Annotated in this window: 13 protein-coding genes; 4 read left to right on the top strand and 9 right to left on the bottom strand. The window is 69.4% G+C overall.

The window, feature by feature from the left end; all coding sequences use genetic code 11:
* Nucleotides 1-207 precede the first annotated feature (207 nt).
* Entirely contained in the window at nt 208-861 is a 654-nt protein-coding gene (phoU, locus tag GA0111570_RS02790) for a phosphate signaling complex protein PhoU (RefSeq protein ID WP_092606161.1), read from the top strand.
* Between the two features lie 85 nt (nt 862-946).
* On the opposite strand, the gene GA0111570_RS02785 is transcribed toward phoU, so the two are convergent.
* Entirely contained in the window at nt 947-1,696 is a 750-nt protein-coding gene (locus GA0111570_RS02785) for a phosphoglyceromutase (RefSeq protein ID WP_092606159.1), read from the bottom strand.
* 116 nt (nt 1,697-1,812) lie between these two features.
* On the opposite strand from GA0111570_RS02785, the gene GA0111570_RS02780 reads away from it, so the two are divergent.
* The gene (locus tag GA0111570_RS02780; RefSeq protein WP_092606157.1) at nt 1,813-2,580 is read left to right on the top strand and encodes an SDR family NAD(P)-dependent oxidoreductase; all 768 of its coding nucleotides are present in this window, start codon (nt 1,813-1,815) and stop codon (nt 2,578-2,580) included.
* A 98-nt stretch (nt 2,581-2,678) separates the two neighbouring features.
* Here GA0111570_RS02780 and GA0111570_RS02775 read toward each other — a convergent pair whose 3' ends face one another.
* The 5 genes from GA0111570_RS02775 to GA0111570_RS02755 form a co-directional block, all read right to left on the bottom strand.
* Entirely contained in the window at nt 2,679-3,044 is a 366-nt protein-coding gene (locus tag GA0111570_RS02775; RefSeq protein ID WP_092606155.1) for a biotin/lipoyl-containing protein, read from the bottom strand.
* Between the two features lie 20 nt (nt 3,045-3,064).
* On the bottom strand, nt 3,065-3,376 hold the full coding sequence (locus GA0111570_RS02770; protein ID WP_092606153.1) for a hypothetical protein: 312 nt from the start codon (nt 3,374-3,376) through the stop codon (nt 3,065-3,067).
* A gap of 13 nt (nt 3,377-3,389) precedes the next feature.
* The gene (locus GA0111570_RS02765) at nt 3,390-4,949 is read right to left on the bottom strand and encodes an acyl-CoA carboxylase subunit beta (protein WP_092607094.1); all 1,560 of its coding nucleotides are present in this window, start codon (nt 4,947-4,949) and stop codon (nt 3,390-3,392) included.
* 10 nt (nt 4,950-4,959) lie between these two features.
* A complete protein-coding gene (locus GA0111570_RS02760; protein ID WP_092606152.1) occupies nt 4,960-6,459 on the bottom strand; it encodes a methylmalonyl-CoA carboxytransferase subunit 5S in 1,500 nt (499 codons plus the stop codon).
* A gap of 209 nt (nt 6,460-6,668) precedes the next feature.
* A complete protein-coding gene (locus tag GA0111570_RS02755) occupies nt 6,669-7,790 on the bottom strand; it encodes a GTPase family protein (RefSeq protein ID WP_092606150.1) in 1,122 nt (373 codons plus the stop codon).
* Nucleotides 7,791-7,887: 97 nt separating this feature from the next.
* Here GA0111570_RS02755 and typA point away from each other — a divergent pair, with 97 nt between their 5' ends.
* Nucleotides 7,888-9,747 (top strand): translational GTPase TypA, encoded by a 1,860-nt coding sequence (typA, locus tag GA0111570_RS02750; protein WP_092606148.1) that lies wholly within the window; start codon nt 7,888-7,890, stop codon nt 9,745-9,747.
* 423 nt (nt 9,748-10,170) lie between these two features.
* Nucleotides 10,171-11,277: a L,D-transpeptidase family protein gene (locus tag GA0111570_RS02745; RefSeq protein ID WP_139283122.1), complete on the top strand. Its 1,107-nt coding sequence runs from the start codon at nt 10,171-10,173 to the stop codon at nt 11,275-11,277.
* A gap of 72 nt (nt 11,278-11,349) precedes the next feature.
* Here GA0111570_RS02745 and GA0111570_RS02740 read toward each other — a convergent pair whose 3' ends face one another.
* The 3 genes from GA0111570_RS02740 to GA0111570_RS02730 all read right to left on the bottom strand — a co-directional run bounded on the left by GA0111570_RS02740 (nt 11,350) and on the right by GA0111570_RS02730 (nt 14,926).
* Complete coding sequence (locus GA0111570_RS02740; RefSeq protein WP_092606144.1) at nt 11,350-13,857, bottom strand: glycoside hydrolase family 65 protein; 2,508 nt, start codon at nt 13,855-13,857, stop codon at nt 11,350-11,352.
* 8 nt (nt 13,858-13,865) lie between these two features.
* Nucleotides 13,866-14,615, bottom strand: coding sequence for an HAD family hydrolase (locus GA0111570_RS02735; RefSeq protein ID WP_092606143.1), 750 nt, complete (start codon nt 14,613-14,615; stop codon nt 13,866-13,868).
* A gap of 74 nt (nt 14,616-14,689) precedes the next feature.
* Nucleotides 14,690-14,926, bottom strand: a complete 237-nt coding sequence (locus GA0111570_RS02730) for a thioredoxin family protein (RefSeq protein ID WP_092606141.1) — start codon at nt 14,924-14,926, stop codon at nt 14,690-14,692.
* Between the last annotated feature and the right edge of the window lie 16 nt (nt 14,927-14,942).

The raw sequence follows: 14,942 nt of genomic DNA, 5'->3' as shown, positions 1-14,942 counted from the left end.
GCTTGCCACGAGGGCAGGCGCACAGGGATCGGGGGGCCCGTGGCCAGGAACGAACAGCTCGGCCCCGATTCGGGCGCCAGACCCTACGTGGCGGTGCCCGGGTGGCGCCGGGGCCGTCGACAGCAGCGCCGACCTCTCGTCGCGCCGCAACCGACGCCAGGGCCGCCGGACCCCCTCGGCCCGCAGGAGCAGGAGGAGGCCGGGACCGTGCGCGCAACGTATCGCGAGCAATTGCACCTGATCGTGATGGACCTCGTCCGGATGCTCGAGCTGGTCCGGATCGCCCTGCACGACGCGACGACGGCGCTGCTCACCGCCGACCTGCAGCTTGCCGAACAGGTCATCTCCAACGACAAGGCGATCGACGACCTGGCCGAGGAGACCGAGCGCCGCAGCTTCTCCACCCTTGCCCGGCAGGCCCCGGTCGCCGGTGAGCTACGGATGGTCTTCTCGGCGATCCGGCTGCTCACCGAGCTGACCCGGATGGGCGACCTGGCCGCCCACGTGGCCAAGATCGCCCGGCTGCGCTTCCCCGAGTGCGCCGTGCCCGAGCCGCTGCATGCCAACTTCCGGCAGATGGCGACGCTCGCCGAGTCGATGGTCGCAGACGCCGCCACGGTGCTCGGCACCACCGACGTCGAGGGTGCCGGCCGGCTCGCCCGGGACGACGAGGAGGTGGACGAGCTCCGGCGCGAGCAGTTCCGTGCCCTCGTGGACGGGAGCTGGGACCACAGCATCGAGGCCGCCGTGGATGTCGCCCTGCTCGGGCGCTACTACGAGCGGATCGCCGACCACGCCGTCGAGGTCGGGCAGCGGCTGATCTACATCGCCACCGGCGAGGAGCCCACCGGCACCGAATGACGCGATCCCACGGAGACACTGGGGGCGCAGGCCGACCGGCCCGCGCCCCCCTGTCCCGTCACCGGCGGAACGCCGGTCCGGGGTGCTACTTCTTGCCCTGGTTCTTCACGGCCTCGATCGACGCCTTGGCGGCCTCGGGATCCAGGTAGCGGCCACCGGTGACGGTGGGCTTCATGTCCTCGTCCAGCTCGTACAGCAGCGGGATGCCGGTCGGGATGTTGAGCCCGGAGATGGCGTCGTCGGAGATGCCGTCCAGGTGCTTGACCAGCGCGCGCAGCGAGTTGCCGTGCGCGGTGACCAGGACGGTCCTGCCGGCGCGCAGCTGCGGGACGATCCGGTCGTACCAGTACGGCAGCATCCGCAGGACGACGTCCTTGAGGCACTCGGTCTGGGGACGGATCTCGCTGGGCAGGTCGGCGTACTGCGGGTCGTTGTACTGCGACCACTTGTCGTCCTTGTCCAGCAGCGGCGGCGGGGTGTCGTACGAACGACGCCAGACCATGAACTGGTCCTCACCGAACTCGTCGCGGATCTCGGTCTTGTTCTTGCCCTGCAGGGCGCCGTAGTGGCGCTCGTTGAGGCGCCAGGAACGCTCGACCGGGATCCAGTGGCGGTCACAGGTGCGCAGCGCGACCTCTGCGGTGTGGATCGCACGCTTCAGGGTCGAGGTGAACAGCAGGTCGGGCAGCAGCCCCTCGGCGGCGAGCAGTTCGCCACCGCGCTGGGCCTCTCCCAGACCCTTCTCGTTGATGTCGACGTCGACCCAACCGGTGAAGAGGTTCTTGGCGTTCCACTCGCTTTCGCCGTGGCGCAACAGGATGAGCTTGGCAGTCATGTGCTGAGCCTAGTGCTCGTCGGATCGCCGGTCCGACCCGCCCCCGGCCTGTGGTGACGTTCCGCCCTGCACCCCCTGCCCTTCCGTGACGGCCGTCACCTCTGAATACTTCGACCATGAGTGAACAAGCACTGTCCGCCCGTCCCATCGCTGTCGTCACCGGTGCCAGCAGCGGCATCGGGGCCGCGACCGCTCGCGCTCTCGCCTCCCAGGGCTACGAGGTGATCTGTGCCGCCCGGCGCGAGGACCGCCTCCGGGAGGTCGCCGACGAGATCGGCGGCCACGTCCAGGTCTGCGACGTCACCGACGACGCGTCCGTCGCCGCACTCGCCGAGGCCGTCGGCCCCCGCCTCGAACTGCTGGTCAACAACGCCGGCGGCGCCCTGGGCCTGGCCCCGGTGGCCGAGGCCGACCTGGACAACTGGCAGAAGATGTACGAGATGAACGTCCTCGGCGCGGCCCGCGTCACCCGTGCACTGGTCCCGGCGCTGCTGGCCGCCGAGGGTGGTCGCGGCCAGGTCGTCTTCGTCACCTCCGTGGCGGCCGACGGCGGCTACGAGGGCGGGGCCGGCTACTGCGGCGTCAAGGCGGCCGAGCGCTCGATGGCCCAGTCGATGCGCCTGGAGACGTACGACCAGCCGCTGCGGGTGGTCGAGATCGTCCCGGGCATGGTGAGGACCGACTTCTCCCTGGTCCGCTTCGAGGGCGACCAGGAGCGCGCCGAGTCCGTCTACCAGGGCGTCGAGGGGGTGCTGGAGGCCGAGGACATCGCCTCCTGCATCGGCTTCGTCGCGGGCCTGCCGGCGCACGTCAACATCGACCGGATGGTCGTTCGGCCCCGGGTCCAGCCGGCCCAGCACAAGATCCACCGCACCGGCGCCTGAGCCGGCCCGCTCCCACACCGGCACGAGGCCGCCGCTCCCGTGGGGGAACGGCGACCTCGTACGTGCCGTGGGCCGTCAGGCCCTCGTCGGTCGGGCCCTCAGGCCATCGCGATCAGCGCCTGGCCACCCTGGACGGCCTCGCCGACCTCGACCAGGACACCGCCCACCGTGCCGTCGGCCGGCGCGGTGATCTCAGTCTCCATCTTCATCGCCTCGAGCAGGACCAGGACCTGGCCGGCCTTGATCTCGTCACCGACCTCGACCATGATCCGGGCGACCGAGCCGGCCAGCGGCGCCACGATCTGGTTGGCGCTGGCGGCGGGCATGGTCGTGGTCACGGGCGCGGTCGGGGCCGGGCCGGTGTAGGCGCCGATCACGCCCATGTCCCCCAGGGAGGGTCGGCTCTGCTCCACCTCGACGTCGACGTCGTAGGCAGTTCCGTTGACAGTCACCTTCAACTTCATGTCTGTTCCTTGTCGTCTCGTCAGTGCAGCGTGATCCGGCTGGGCCGGAGCACCGGCCGCGCCCTGGAGTGGTCCTGGACCTCGGTGAGACCGGCGCGGGTCCAGCCGACGCTGGAGGCCAGCTGGATCTGCTTGACCTTGGCCTTGTGGCCGAGCACAGCGGCCACGGCCGCCGAGATGACCATCATGGTCTCCTCGTCGACCTGCTGGCTCTCCCGGTAGTAGTCGGCCAGGCGCTGCACCTCGGCCAGTTGGGCCTCCATCGCGGCGAGTCGCTCGCCGAGGGCGTCGACCTGCTGCCTGAGCTGGACGATCTCGTTCTCGTCAGTCATGTCCCGTCCCCGATCAGACCGGCCCGAGGCCGTGCTTCTTGTCCGGCCGCAGCTGGCGCTTGGTGCGGAGGATCTCCAGCGCCATCGCCACCTCGCGTCGGGTGTCGGCCGGGTCGATGATGTCGTCGACCAGGCCGCGCGAGGCCGCCATGAACGGCGTGGCGAAGGTCTCGCGGTACTCCTCGACCAGTTCGGCCTTGCGGGTCACCGGGTCGTCGGCCTCGGCGATCTCCTTCTTGAACACGATGTTGGCCGCACCCTCGGCACCCATCACCGCGATCTCGGCGGTCGGCCACGCGAATACGCGGTCGGCGCCCAGGTCCTTGGAGCACATCGCCAGGTACGCGCCGCCGTACGCCTTGCGCAGCACCACCGTCACCTTGGGGACGGTGGCGGCCGAGTAGGCATACAGCATCTTCGCGCCGTGGCGGATGATGCCGTTGTGCTCCTGGGCGACGCCCGGCAGGAAGCCCGGGACGTCGACGAGGGTGACCAGCGGGATGTTGAAGGCGTTGCAGAAGCGGATGAACTGCGAGGCCTTGTCCGAGGAGTTGATGTCCAGCACGCCCGACATCACGCCGGGCTGGTTGGCCACCACCCCGATCGAGTAGCCGTTGATCCGGGCGAAGCCGACGACGATGTTCTGCGCGTAGCCGGCCTGGACCTCGAGGAAGTCGCGGTGGTCGACGATGCCCAGGATGACCTCGCGGACGTCGTAGCCCTTCTTGCCCTCGACCGGCACCACGTCGCGCAGCACCGGGTTCGGCTCGACGATGTCGTCCGGGTTCACCTGCACCGGGTCGGACAGGTTGTTCTGCGGCAGGAAGCTGAGCAGCTTCTTGGCGATCAGGATGGCCTCCTGGTCGTCATTGGCCACGAAGTGGTTGACGCCCGAGCGGGTCATGTGCGCATCGGCGCCACCCAGGTCGTCCTGCGTCACCTTCTCGCCGGTGACCTCCGAGATGACGCCCGGCCCGGTGATGAACATGTGGGCCTTGCGGGTCTGGATGATGAAGTCGGTCAGCGCCGGGGAGTAGGCCGCGCCACCGGCGCAGGGGCCGGCGATGATCGAGATCTGCGGGACGGCGCCCGAGAGCTTGACGTTGGAGTAGAACACCCGGCCGTACCCGGAGAGCGAGTCGATGCCCTCCTGGACCCGGGCGCCGCCCGAGTCGTTGATGAAGACGAAGGGGGTCCCGGTGGAGAGCGAGGCCTCCATCATCTCGACGACCTTCTGCGACTGGGTCTCGCCGGCCGAGCCGCCCATCACCGAGAAGTCCTGGCTGGCCACGTGGACGGCCCGGCCGAGGACGGCACCCGAACCGGTGACCACGCCGTCGGCGGGCGCCTTGGCGGTGTCCATCCCGAACGTGGTGGTGCGGTGGGTGCGGAACATCCCGGTCTCCTGGAAGGTGCCTGGGTCGAGCAGCGCGTCGACGCGCTCGCGCGCGGTCAGCTTGCCCTTCTCATGCTGCTTCTCCAGGCGGGCCTTCCCGCCACCGAGGGAGACCTCCTCCCGGCGGGCCTCGAGCTTCTCCAGCCGTTCAGCCATGCTGTGGGTCTGCTTTGCCATGGTCGTCACCTCACGCCGGCTCGACGGACACCGAACGGGACTGCCCGTTGATGGTGACCGTGTACTTGATGGGTTCGTGCAGGGCCTTGTCGAGGCCGGCGGCCTTGCGCCGCTCCTCCTCGACCTGCTCCTCGGTCATCCCGACGTTGCGCGGGCCCTCGTGGCGCTCCTTGAAGAACTTCGGCGCGACCTGGGGGAACATCGCCATCGTAAGGACGTCCTCCTCGCTGGTGTCGGCACCCTCCAGGGCGCTGGTCTGCTCGACCAGCCCGTCCCACTCGGGGGCCAGCAGGTCGGCCGGCCGCTCGGTGATCGGCTCCTTCTTGGTCTGCGCCTTGGCCATCTCCACGACCTCGGGGTCGCGGTCGCCGGGGCACTCGCCGTAGTAGCCGAGCATCAGGTCGGCGAACTCGCCGGTCATCACCTTGTACTTGCCCATCAGCACGTTGAACACGGCCTGCGTGCCCACGATCTGGGAGGAGGGGGTGACCAGCGGCGGGTAGCCGGCATCGCGACGGACGTTGGGCACCTCCAGCAGCACCTCGTCCATCCGGTCGCCGGCACCCTGGGCCTTCAGCTGGGACTCCATGTTGGAGAGCATCCCGCCGGGGATCTGCGACTGGAAGATGTCGGTCTTGACGCCGGTGACCGCCGACATGAACTTCTTGTACTTGGGGGCCACGGCCGCGAAGTGGTCGCGGATCGGCTTCAGCTTCGTACGGTCGACGGTGGTCGTGTACGGGGTGCCGTCGAGCATCTCGATCACCGACTCGGTCGGGTTGTGGCCCGGGCCGAGCGACATCGAACTGATCGCGGTGTCGACGACGTCGGCGCCGGCCTCGATCGCCTTCATCAGCGAGACCTGGGTGACGCCGGTGGTGGCGTGGCAGTGCACGTTGATCTGCACGTCCTCGCCGTACGTCTCCTTGATGGCACGGACGATGTCGTACGCCGGCTGCGGCTTGAGCAGGGCGGCCATGTCCTTGAGCGCGATCGAGTCGGCACCCATGTCGAGCAGGCGTCCGGCCAGCGCGACGTAGTCCTCGGTGCCGTGCACCGGGCTGACCGTGTAGCAGATCGTGCCCTGGGCGTGCTTGCCGACCTTCTTGACCGACTGCATGGCGTGGGCGAGGTTGCGGGGGTCGTTCAGTGCGTCGAAGACCCGGAAGACATCCATCCCGTTCTCGGCGGACTTCTCCACGAACTTCTCGACCACTCCGTCCTCGTAGTGGCGGTAGCCGAGCAGGTTCTGTCCGCGGAGCAACATCTGCAGACGGCTGTTCGGCATGAGTTCTCGGAAGGTCCTCAGACGCTCCCATGGGTCCTCGTTGAGGAAGCGGATGCACGCGTCATACGTGGCACCGCCCCAGCACTCGACGCTCCAGTAGCCCGCTGCATCGATGTCGGCGCAGGCATCGACCATGTCTTCCATGGCCATGCGCGTCGCCATCAGGCTCTGGTGCGCGTCGCGAAGGACGAGTTCGGTGATACCAATCTCTCGCGGCTTCATGTGCACAATCCTGCCACCCGGACGATCGTCCCAGGGAGGCCCCCGGCCCCGGTTGGCAAGGGGATCCGCAACCTCGGGACCAAGGTCACAACGGGCGCCGCAGAACGGGGCGGACAGCCCCCTCGGGGGAACTACTACAGCACGTAAGAAATGTCACACGAAGTCGGTACTGGAACCGTCAACTGGTCATGACCAGTTGGCCGGTGGGCTCAGTCCCGGGACGGTTTGGGGGCCCGTCGGAGGAACTCGTCGAGGAAGGCCGCGCGCACCTTCTCGTTGTCCAGCAGGCCGTCGATCCCGGCCAGCCTGCCCTCGGCGGCCCGCTGCACCACGGTGAGCCAGGCCTCCCCCATCGCGTACGTGAAGGACGAGGCGATGCCGGCCCCGATCGCCCCGCCGGCGATGGTGCCCGCACCGGGGATCAGCTTGAGCAGCCCGGTCACCGAGGCACGGCCGGCCTGGGTGGCCAGGGTGGTCGAGGCGACCGCGAGCAGGGCCGCCCGGTCGACCGGCACCTGGTAGAGCTGCGCGATCCGCGCCATCATGCCGAGCTGGAGCGGAACCAGGACGGTGGCGTCGGAGAACGGGATGGGCGTCGCCGCGACACCCGCCGCGCCGGCGGCCGTGCCCGCTATGAAGCGCCGCGCCTGCGAAGCCTTGCGCCGATGGTCGATCTGCTGCGCCGCAGTGAGGGCCGCGTGGACCGCCGCCGGTGCGCTGCGAAAGGTCGCCCCGAGCAGGTCCATCAAGCCGTACGACGACTGCCCGCTGAACGGGTCCTCCAGGGCGTAGGTGGGGTAGGGGCGGCCGTCGACGATCGGCAGGCCGAGGTCGGTGACGTACTCGGCGAGGGTGACCGCATCGGGGTGCAGCACCCCGTCCGGGGTGCGGGGTACCTGCGTCAGCACCACGACCACGGGCAGGCCGAGGGAGTCGAGGTGCCGGACGAAGTCGGCCTCGAACGGCTCGAACCGTCGGTCCATCCCCCGGATGCAGTACCAGACGACGTGGACCTGCTCCTCCAGCGGGCCCTTGCGCATCTCCCGGACGTAGGCGTCGAGCTCCTTGAACAACTGCTTGTCGTCCCGGCCGACCTCCAGCCCCCGGGTGTCGAGCAGCCCCAGCCGGCCGCGGTCGTCGAGGTAGAGGTGGGAGTCCCTGGTGACCGGCTCGCCGATCCCGGTGTCCGCCACGGGCTCGCCGAAGACCGCGTTGACGAGGGTGGACTTGCCGACGCCGGTCTTGCCGAAGAGGGCCAGGTTGAAGCGGCCCAGGCTGTCCAGCTGCCGGTCGTACTCCGCTCGGAAGGAATCGGTGAACCAATCGGGCATGCCCCGAGGATAGGCGGGTGCCGTTCGGATTCACGCGCGCACGCCCCCGGCAACTAAGATTGCCCCGTCGTACCCCTCACAACCGGAAGTCCCCCTTATGCCCCAGCGCTCTGACCTGCGCAACATCGCCATCGTCGCCCACGTCGACCACGGCAAGACCACCCTCGTCGATGCCATGCTGTGGCAGTCGGGCGCCTTCCGCGAAGGTCAGGACGTGAACAACCGCGTCATGGACTCCATGGACCTCGAGCGCGAGAAGGGCATCACCATCCTCGCGAAGAACACGGCCGTGAAGCACGTGATCAACGGCGAGGACGTGACGATCAACATCATCGACACCCCCGGCCACGCCGACTTCGGTGGCGAGGTCGAGCGCGGGCTGGAGATGGTCGACGGCGTCGTGCTGCTGGTGGACGCCTCCGAGGGCCCGCTGCCCCAGACCCGCTTCGTGCTGCGCAAGGCGCTGATCAAGAAGCTGCCGCTGATCGTCGTGGTCAACAAGGTCGACCGCCCCGATGCCCGGATCGCCGAGGTCGTCGAGGAGACGTACGACCTGTTCATGGACCTGCTGCCGGAGGACTCCGACGGCGCCGTCCTGGACTTCCCCGTGGTGTACGCGTCGGCGAAGGCCGGCCGCGCCTCGCTGACCCGTCCCGAGGACGCCGGCATGCCCGACCACGAGGACCTCGAACCGCTGTTCGAGACGATCATGTCGACCATCCCGGCCCCGCAGTACGAGGAGGGCGCCACCCTGCAGGCCCACGTGACCAACCTGGACGCGTCCCCCTACCTGGGCCGGCTGGCGCTGTGCCGGATCAAGGCCGGCGAGCTGCACAAGGGCCAGACCGTGGCCTGGTGCAAGCATGACGGGACGATCGAGAACGTCAAGCTCTCCGAGCTGCTGATGACCGAGGCCCTGGACCGCGTCCCCGCCGACTCCGCCGGTCCGGGCGACATCGTGGCGATCGCCGGGATCCCGGACATCACCATCGGTGAGACCCTGTCGGATCCGGAGAACCCCAAGCCGCTGCCGCTGATCACCGTCGACGAGCCGTCGATCTCGATGACGATCGGCATCAACACCGCGCCGCTGTCGGGCAAGTCCGGCAAGAACGTCACCGCCCGCCTACTGAAGGCCCGGCTGGACCGCGAGCTGATCGGCAACGTGTCGATCCGGGTGAACCCGACCGACCGTCCCGACACCTGGGAGGTGCAGGGCCGTGGCGAGCTGCAGCTCGCCGTCCTGGTCGAGCAGATGCGCCGCGAGTCCTTCGAACTGACCGTCGGCAAGCCCGAGGTGGTCACCCGCGAGGTCAACGGCAAGCTGCAGGAGCCGACCGAGTTCCTGACCATCGACGTCCCCGAGGACTACGTCGGCGCGGTCACCCAGATGCTCGGTGTCCGCAAGGGCCAGCTGCGCACCATGACCAACCACGGTTCCGGCTGGGTGCGGGTGGAGTACATCGTCCCCTCCCGTGGCCTGATCGGCTTCCGGACCGAGTTCCTCACCGAGACCCGCGGCACCGGCCTGATGAACCACGTCTTCGAGGGCTACGAGCCGTGGGTCGGCGAGCTGCGTACGCGGCCCAGCGGGTCCATGGTCGCCGACCGTAGCGGCACGACCTCCTCGTACGCCCTGTTCAACCTGCAGGAGCGGGGCACCCTCTTCATCAAGCCCGGCGACGAGGTGTACGAGGGCATGGTCGTCGGCGAGAACTCCCGCCCCGACGACATGGACGTCAACCCGACCAAGGAGAAGCACGTCACCAACGTTCGCTCCGCGACCGGTGACGAGCTCGAGCGCCTGGTCCCGCCGCGCCTGCTGAGCCTGGAGCAGGCCCTGGAGTTCTGCCGCGGGGACGAGTGCCTCGAGGTGACGCCGGCCGCCGTCCGGATCCGCAAGACGGTACTGGACCGCAGCGAGCGGGCCAGGGCCACTCGTCGGGCCAAGGCCTGACCTTCCGGGCCTGCTCGCCCACGGAGCCCGGCCCCACTTGTACGGCCCCTGTCAAGGGCGGTTGCGGCCGCTCTCGACGGGGGCCGAACTGTTACCTTTCACCCCTTCACACGCCCCCGGCACAGAGTAGCGTTGGCTGTGCCGCAGCTGAGTCCCGGACGACCACCGGGGGCTGCAGCCGAAGGTTCTGGGCCGTGGACCGATCCACGGCGAACAGGGGGAAATATCCACATGTCACGCACCACCCGTCCCCGGCGCCGGGCTTGGGCCCTGCGGCTGGCGGCCCTGTCCGCGGCAGCGCTGTTGACCGCACCGTTCGGCGCCGGTCCCGCGAGGGCCGAGACCGCTAGCCCGACGCCCACTCCGACCAGCACGGCCACTCCGACCAGCACGGCCACTCCGACCAGCACGGCCACTCCGACCATGACGGCCACTCCGACCATGACGGCCACCCAGGCCCCTGCAGCGGCGCCCGTTCCGGCCGCGGCGTCCGCAACCTCGGCGTCCACAACCTCGGCTGCCGCCCCGGCCCCCCTCGCACTCCCGGCAGGTGAGCAGGCGATCGCGGACAAGTACGCGCTCTCGCAGGGTGTGCTCGGTGCACCGACCACCGCCGTCGCGTGCGGCCTGGTCGACGGCGGCTGCTACCAGCACTTCCAGGGCGGCTCCATCTACTGGTCCCCGGCCACCGGCGCCCACTTCACCACCGGCGCGATCCGCGCCAAGTGGGCCGCCACCCGCTGGGAGAACGGCTTCCTCGGCTACCCCACCACCGACGAGACCTGCGGCCTGGCCCGCGGCGGCTGCTACCAGCACTTCCAGCACGGCTCCGTCCACTGGTCCCAAGCCACCGGCGCCCACTTCACCACCAACGCCATACGGGCCAAGTGGGCCGCCACCCGCTGGGAGAACGGCTTCCTCGGCTACCCCACCACCGACGAGACCTGCGGCCTGGCCCGCGGCGGCTGCTACACCAGCTTCCAGGGCGGCTCGATCCACTGGTCGGCCGCCACGGGGGCACACTGGACGAACGGCACGGTCCAGTCCATGTGGAGACAGCGCGGCTACGAGAACGGGAGCTACGGCTACCCGGCCGGCGATCCCTACAGCGTTTCCGGCAAGACCAGCCAGCGGTTCGAGGGTGGGTACCTGACCACCGGTGTCGACACCCGCTGCCTAACCGGCCGCACGATGTGCGCCTCCAAGAACGACCGCAAGCTGCGCTGGATGATCAACGGCCAGATCGTGCAGACCATGGATGCGCGGTTCGGCTGCTCGGCCACCCCGACCGACAACGGTTCCTTCAAGGTCTACTGGAAGAGCTACAACCACACCTCCACGCTGTACAACACCTGGATGCCCCGGGCGATGTTCTACAACGGCGGCGAGGCCGTGCACTACTCGCCCGACTTCGCGTCCCGCGGCTACGCCGGCTGCAGCCACGGCTGCGTGAACATCCGGGACTGGGACGGGATCAACTGGCTCTACAACCAGGTCCAGGTCGGCGACAAGGTCGTCGTGTACTACTGACCACCACCAGCCGGGTGCGAGGGCGATCGGGGCCACTGGTCCCGGTCGCCCTCGTCGTTGAGCGCTCGTCGTTCAGTCGAGCGCCCCGGGCCAGGCGCCGGGCACGCTCGCGGTGATGTGGCTGCCGTCGCGACGGACCCCGATCACTGCCTGCGGCGGCACCGGCCCGGGCGTGAGCGGGCCCTGGTCGGCCAGCGGCACCCGGACGACCGGGTGCTCGTTGTCGATCTCGAACACCTCGCCGCGGACGCTGAACTCCTCGTACGTGCCCTCCTCCAGGGCGAACTCCATCATGTCGGCGGTCAGCCGGACCCGGGTGCGCGAGCCGCGCCGCTGCAGGCGGAACGTCAGGCTCTCCCAGTCGGCCGGTAGCCGGGGGTCGAAGGTGAGGTCGGACCCGTGGTCCCGCATCCCCCCGAAGCCGTACACCAGGGCCATCCAGACGCCGCCGCCCGAGGCGACGTGCACCCCGTCGGAGGTGTTGCCGTGCCGGTCGGCCAGGTCGACGAAGAGGCTGGAGTAGAAGTAGCGCAGCGCCAGCTCCTGGTAGCCGACCTCGGCCGCGATGATGGACTGGACCACCGACGAGAGGGTGGAGTCACCGGTGGTGATCGGGTCGTAGTACTCGAAGTTGGCGAGCTTCTGCTCCGAGGTGAAGTAATCCCCCTGCAGGAACATCGCCAGCACCACGTCGGCCTGCTTGAGCACCTGGAACCGGTAGATCACCAGCGGGTGGTAGGAGAGCATCAGCGGGAAGTTGTCCGGCGGCGTCGCGGCCAGGTCCCACACCTCCCGGTCCAGGAAGTGCGCGTCCTGTGGGTTCACCCCGATGTGGTCGTCGTACGGGATCACCATCGCGTCCGCGCAGCGCAGCCACTCCTCCACCTCGTCCTCGGTGAGGTCGAGCCGCCGGGTGAGCCGGTCGTACGAGTCCGGCCAGATGCTGGCCAGGGTGGCGACCGTCTCCGCCGCGCGGCGCAGGTTGTAGCGGGCCATCACGTTGGTGAACAGGTTGTCGTTGACGACGGTGGTGTACTCGTCCGGACCGGTGACCGCGTGGATGTGGAAGGTCGCCGACCCGTTGTCGGTCCAGAAGCCCAGGTCGGCCCACATCCGGGCGGTCTCGACCAGGACGTCGACGCCCTCCTTGAGCAGGAACTCGATGTCGCCCGTGGCTCCGACGTAGCGGTTCAGGGCGTACGCGATGTCGGCGTCGATGTGGTACTGCGCGGTGCCGGCGGCATAGAAGGCAGAGGCCTCCTCGCCGTTGATGGTGCGCCACGGGAACAGCGCCCCACGGGTGGACATCACCTCGGCGCGCCGGCGGGCCGCGTCCAGCATCAGGTAGCGGAAGCGCAGCGCATTGCGCGCCGCGTCCGGGAACGTGTAGGTCAGGAACGGCAGGACGTAGATCTCGGTGTCCCAGAAGTAGTGCCCCGAGTAGCCGGTCCCGGAGACGCCCTTGGCCGGGATCCCGTACGTCTGGGAGCGGGCCGAGGCCTGGGCCAGGGAGAAGAGGTTCCAGCGGATGGCCTGCTGCACGGCCGGGTCACCGCCGACGACGACGTCGGAGTTCACCCAGAACTCGTCGTACCAGTCCCGCTGCTGCTCCATGAACCGGGCCGGGGTGGACTCCATCGCGCGGTCCAGGGTCCGGCGCACCCGGTCGATCAACTCGCGGACGGGGACGGTCTTGGAGCTGTGGTAGGAGGCGTACTTGACCAGCCGGATCGGCTTGCCCGGCTCGGCCTGGGCCCGGAAGATCACCTTCGCCACGTCCTCCTCGGACATGATCAGCGGCTCGCACTCGTTCTCGGTCTCGACCACGTGGTCGATCCCGACGGTGAGGGTCATCCCGGACTCCACGGTGCGGTAGCCGAGCATCGCCCGCAGTCCCTTGGTCCAGTTCATCTGCGGCTCGAGGACCCGGCGTTCCACGCCCTCGGCCCGGCGCGGGTCGAGCCCCTGGGCGGCGGAGCGTACGTGGTACTCGTCCTCGCCGTCCTGCCGGTTGAGGATCTGGGAGGAGATCACCACCGGCGCCGCCTGGTCCTCCATGGTGACGTCCATGGTCATCACCGCGAGGTGCCGGTCGGTCATCGAGACCATCCGGGTGGTGTCGATCCGGACCGTCTTGCCCGAGGGCGTCCGCCACAGGAGGTGCCGACGCAGGACGCCGTCGCGGAAGTCGAGGGAGCGCTCGTACGCCTGCAGGTCGGCCATGGAGAGGTTGATCGGCTCGTCGTCGACGTAGAGCTTCATCACCTTGGTGTCCGGCACATTGACGATCGTCTGCCCCACCCGGGCGAAGCCGTACGCCTCCTCCGCGTGCCGGATCGGCCAGGTCTCGTGGAAGCCGTTGACGAAGGTGCCGTGCGCGAAGCTGTCCCGGCCCTCCTCCGGGTTGCCGCGCATGCCGAGGTAGCCGTTCGCGACCGAGAAGAGGGTCTCCATCTGCCCGAGGTCGTCCCGGCTCGGGAACGTCTCCACCAGCCGCCACTCGTCGACCGGGAACCGGGAGCGGTCGAGCGGGTCCACCGGAGGGGGTGGGATGTGGGCGTCGTGGTGGGGCGATCGCATGACGTTCCTCAGGGGTGGCGTACGGCGGGCGGGGCGGCGGATTCGGGCGGAACCAGGTCGGCGAGGTCGGCGACGACCTTGTCGGCGCCCGCCTCGCGCAGGGCCTCGGCACCGACGCCGCGGTCCACGCCGACGACCGCGGCGAAGCCACCGGCCCGGCCCGCGGCAACGCCGGAGAGGGCGTCCTCCAGCACGACCGCCCGGTCGTACGGCACGTGCAGCAGCCGCGCCGCGTAGCGGTAGGTGTCCGGGGCGGGCTTGCCGGGCAGGTCCTCGGCCGCCGCCACCTGCCCGTCGACCACCACGTCGAACCGGTCGGCCAGCCCCGCAGCCTCGAGCACCGCCGCGGCGTTGCGGGAGGAGGAGACGACGGCGACGGCGACGCCGTGGCCACCGAGCCAGTCGAGCAGGCGCACCGAGCCGGGGTAGGCGGCCATGCCGTCGCGGTGCAGCGTCTCGAGGAAGGCGTCGTTCTTCAGGTTGCCGAGGCCGCGGACCGTTCCGGCGCCCGGCGGATCGTCCGTGCTCCCCTCCGGCAGGTCGATCCCACGGGAGGCCAGGAACGCGCGGACCGCGTCGTACCGGGGCTTGCCGTCGACGTACGCGAAGTAATCGGCGTCGGTGAAGGGCTCGGCCAGCCCGCGGGTGGCCAGGAAGGCGTCGAACACCTCGGCCCAGGCCCTCATGTGGACCTCCGAGGTCGGGGTGAGCACCCCGTCGAGGTCGAACAGGGCGGCGTCAACAGCAGACCAGTTCACTTGTCCCACCTTAGGCAACCCTCCAATGGCCCCTTGGGGCAGTGTACCGGCAGTGCCGGCGGCAGGTCGGTCGATCAGCGCACGGCCAACAACTCGGCGATCTCCGCGGGCCGGGCCACCCGGCCGGACAGCACGACCTCCTCGTCGACCACGAGGCCGGGGGTGCGCATTATGCCGTACGAGGCGATCTCGCCGACGTCGGTCACCTTGATGATCTCGGCCTCCTTGCCGAGCGTGGCGAGGGCCGTACGGGTGTTCTTCTCCAGGTTGACGCAGTTGGCGCAACCGGAGCCGAGGATCTTGATCTGCATGGTGTTTCTCCTGTCG

The sequence above is a fragment of the Raineyella antarctica genome (assembly GCF_900092135.1).
In the GTDB taxonomy this organism is placed as follows: Bacteria; Actinomycetota; Actinomycetes; order Propionibacteriales; family Propionibacteriaceae; genus Raineyella; species Raineyella antarctica.
Note: the sequence above shows the minus strand (reverse complement) of the source record. Positions and strands in the feature narration are given on the sequence as shown.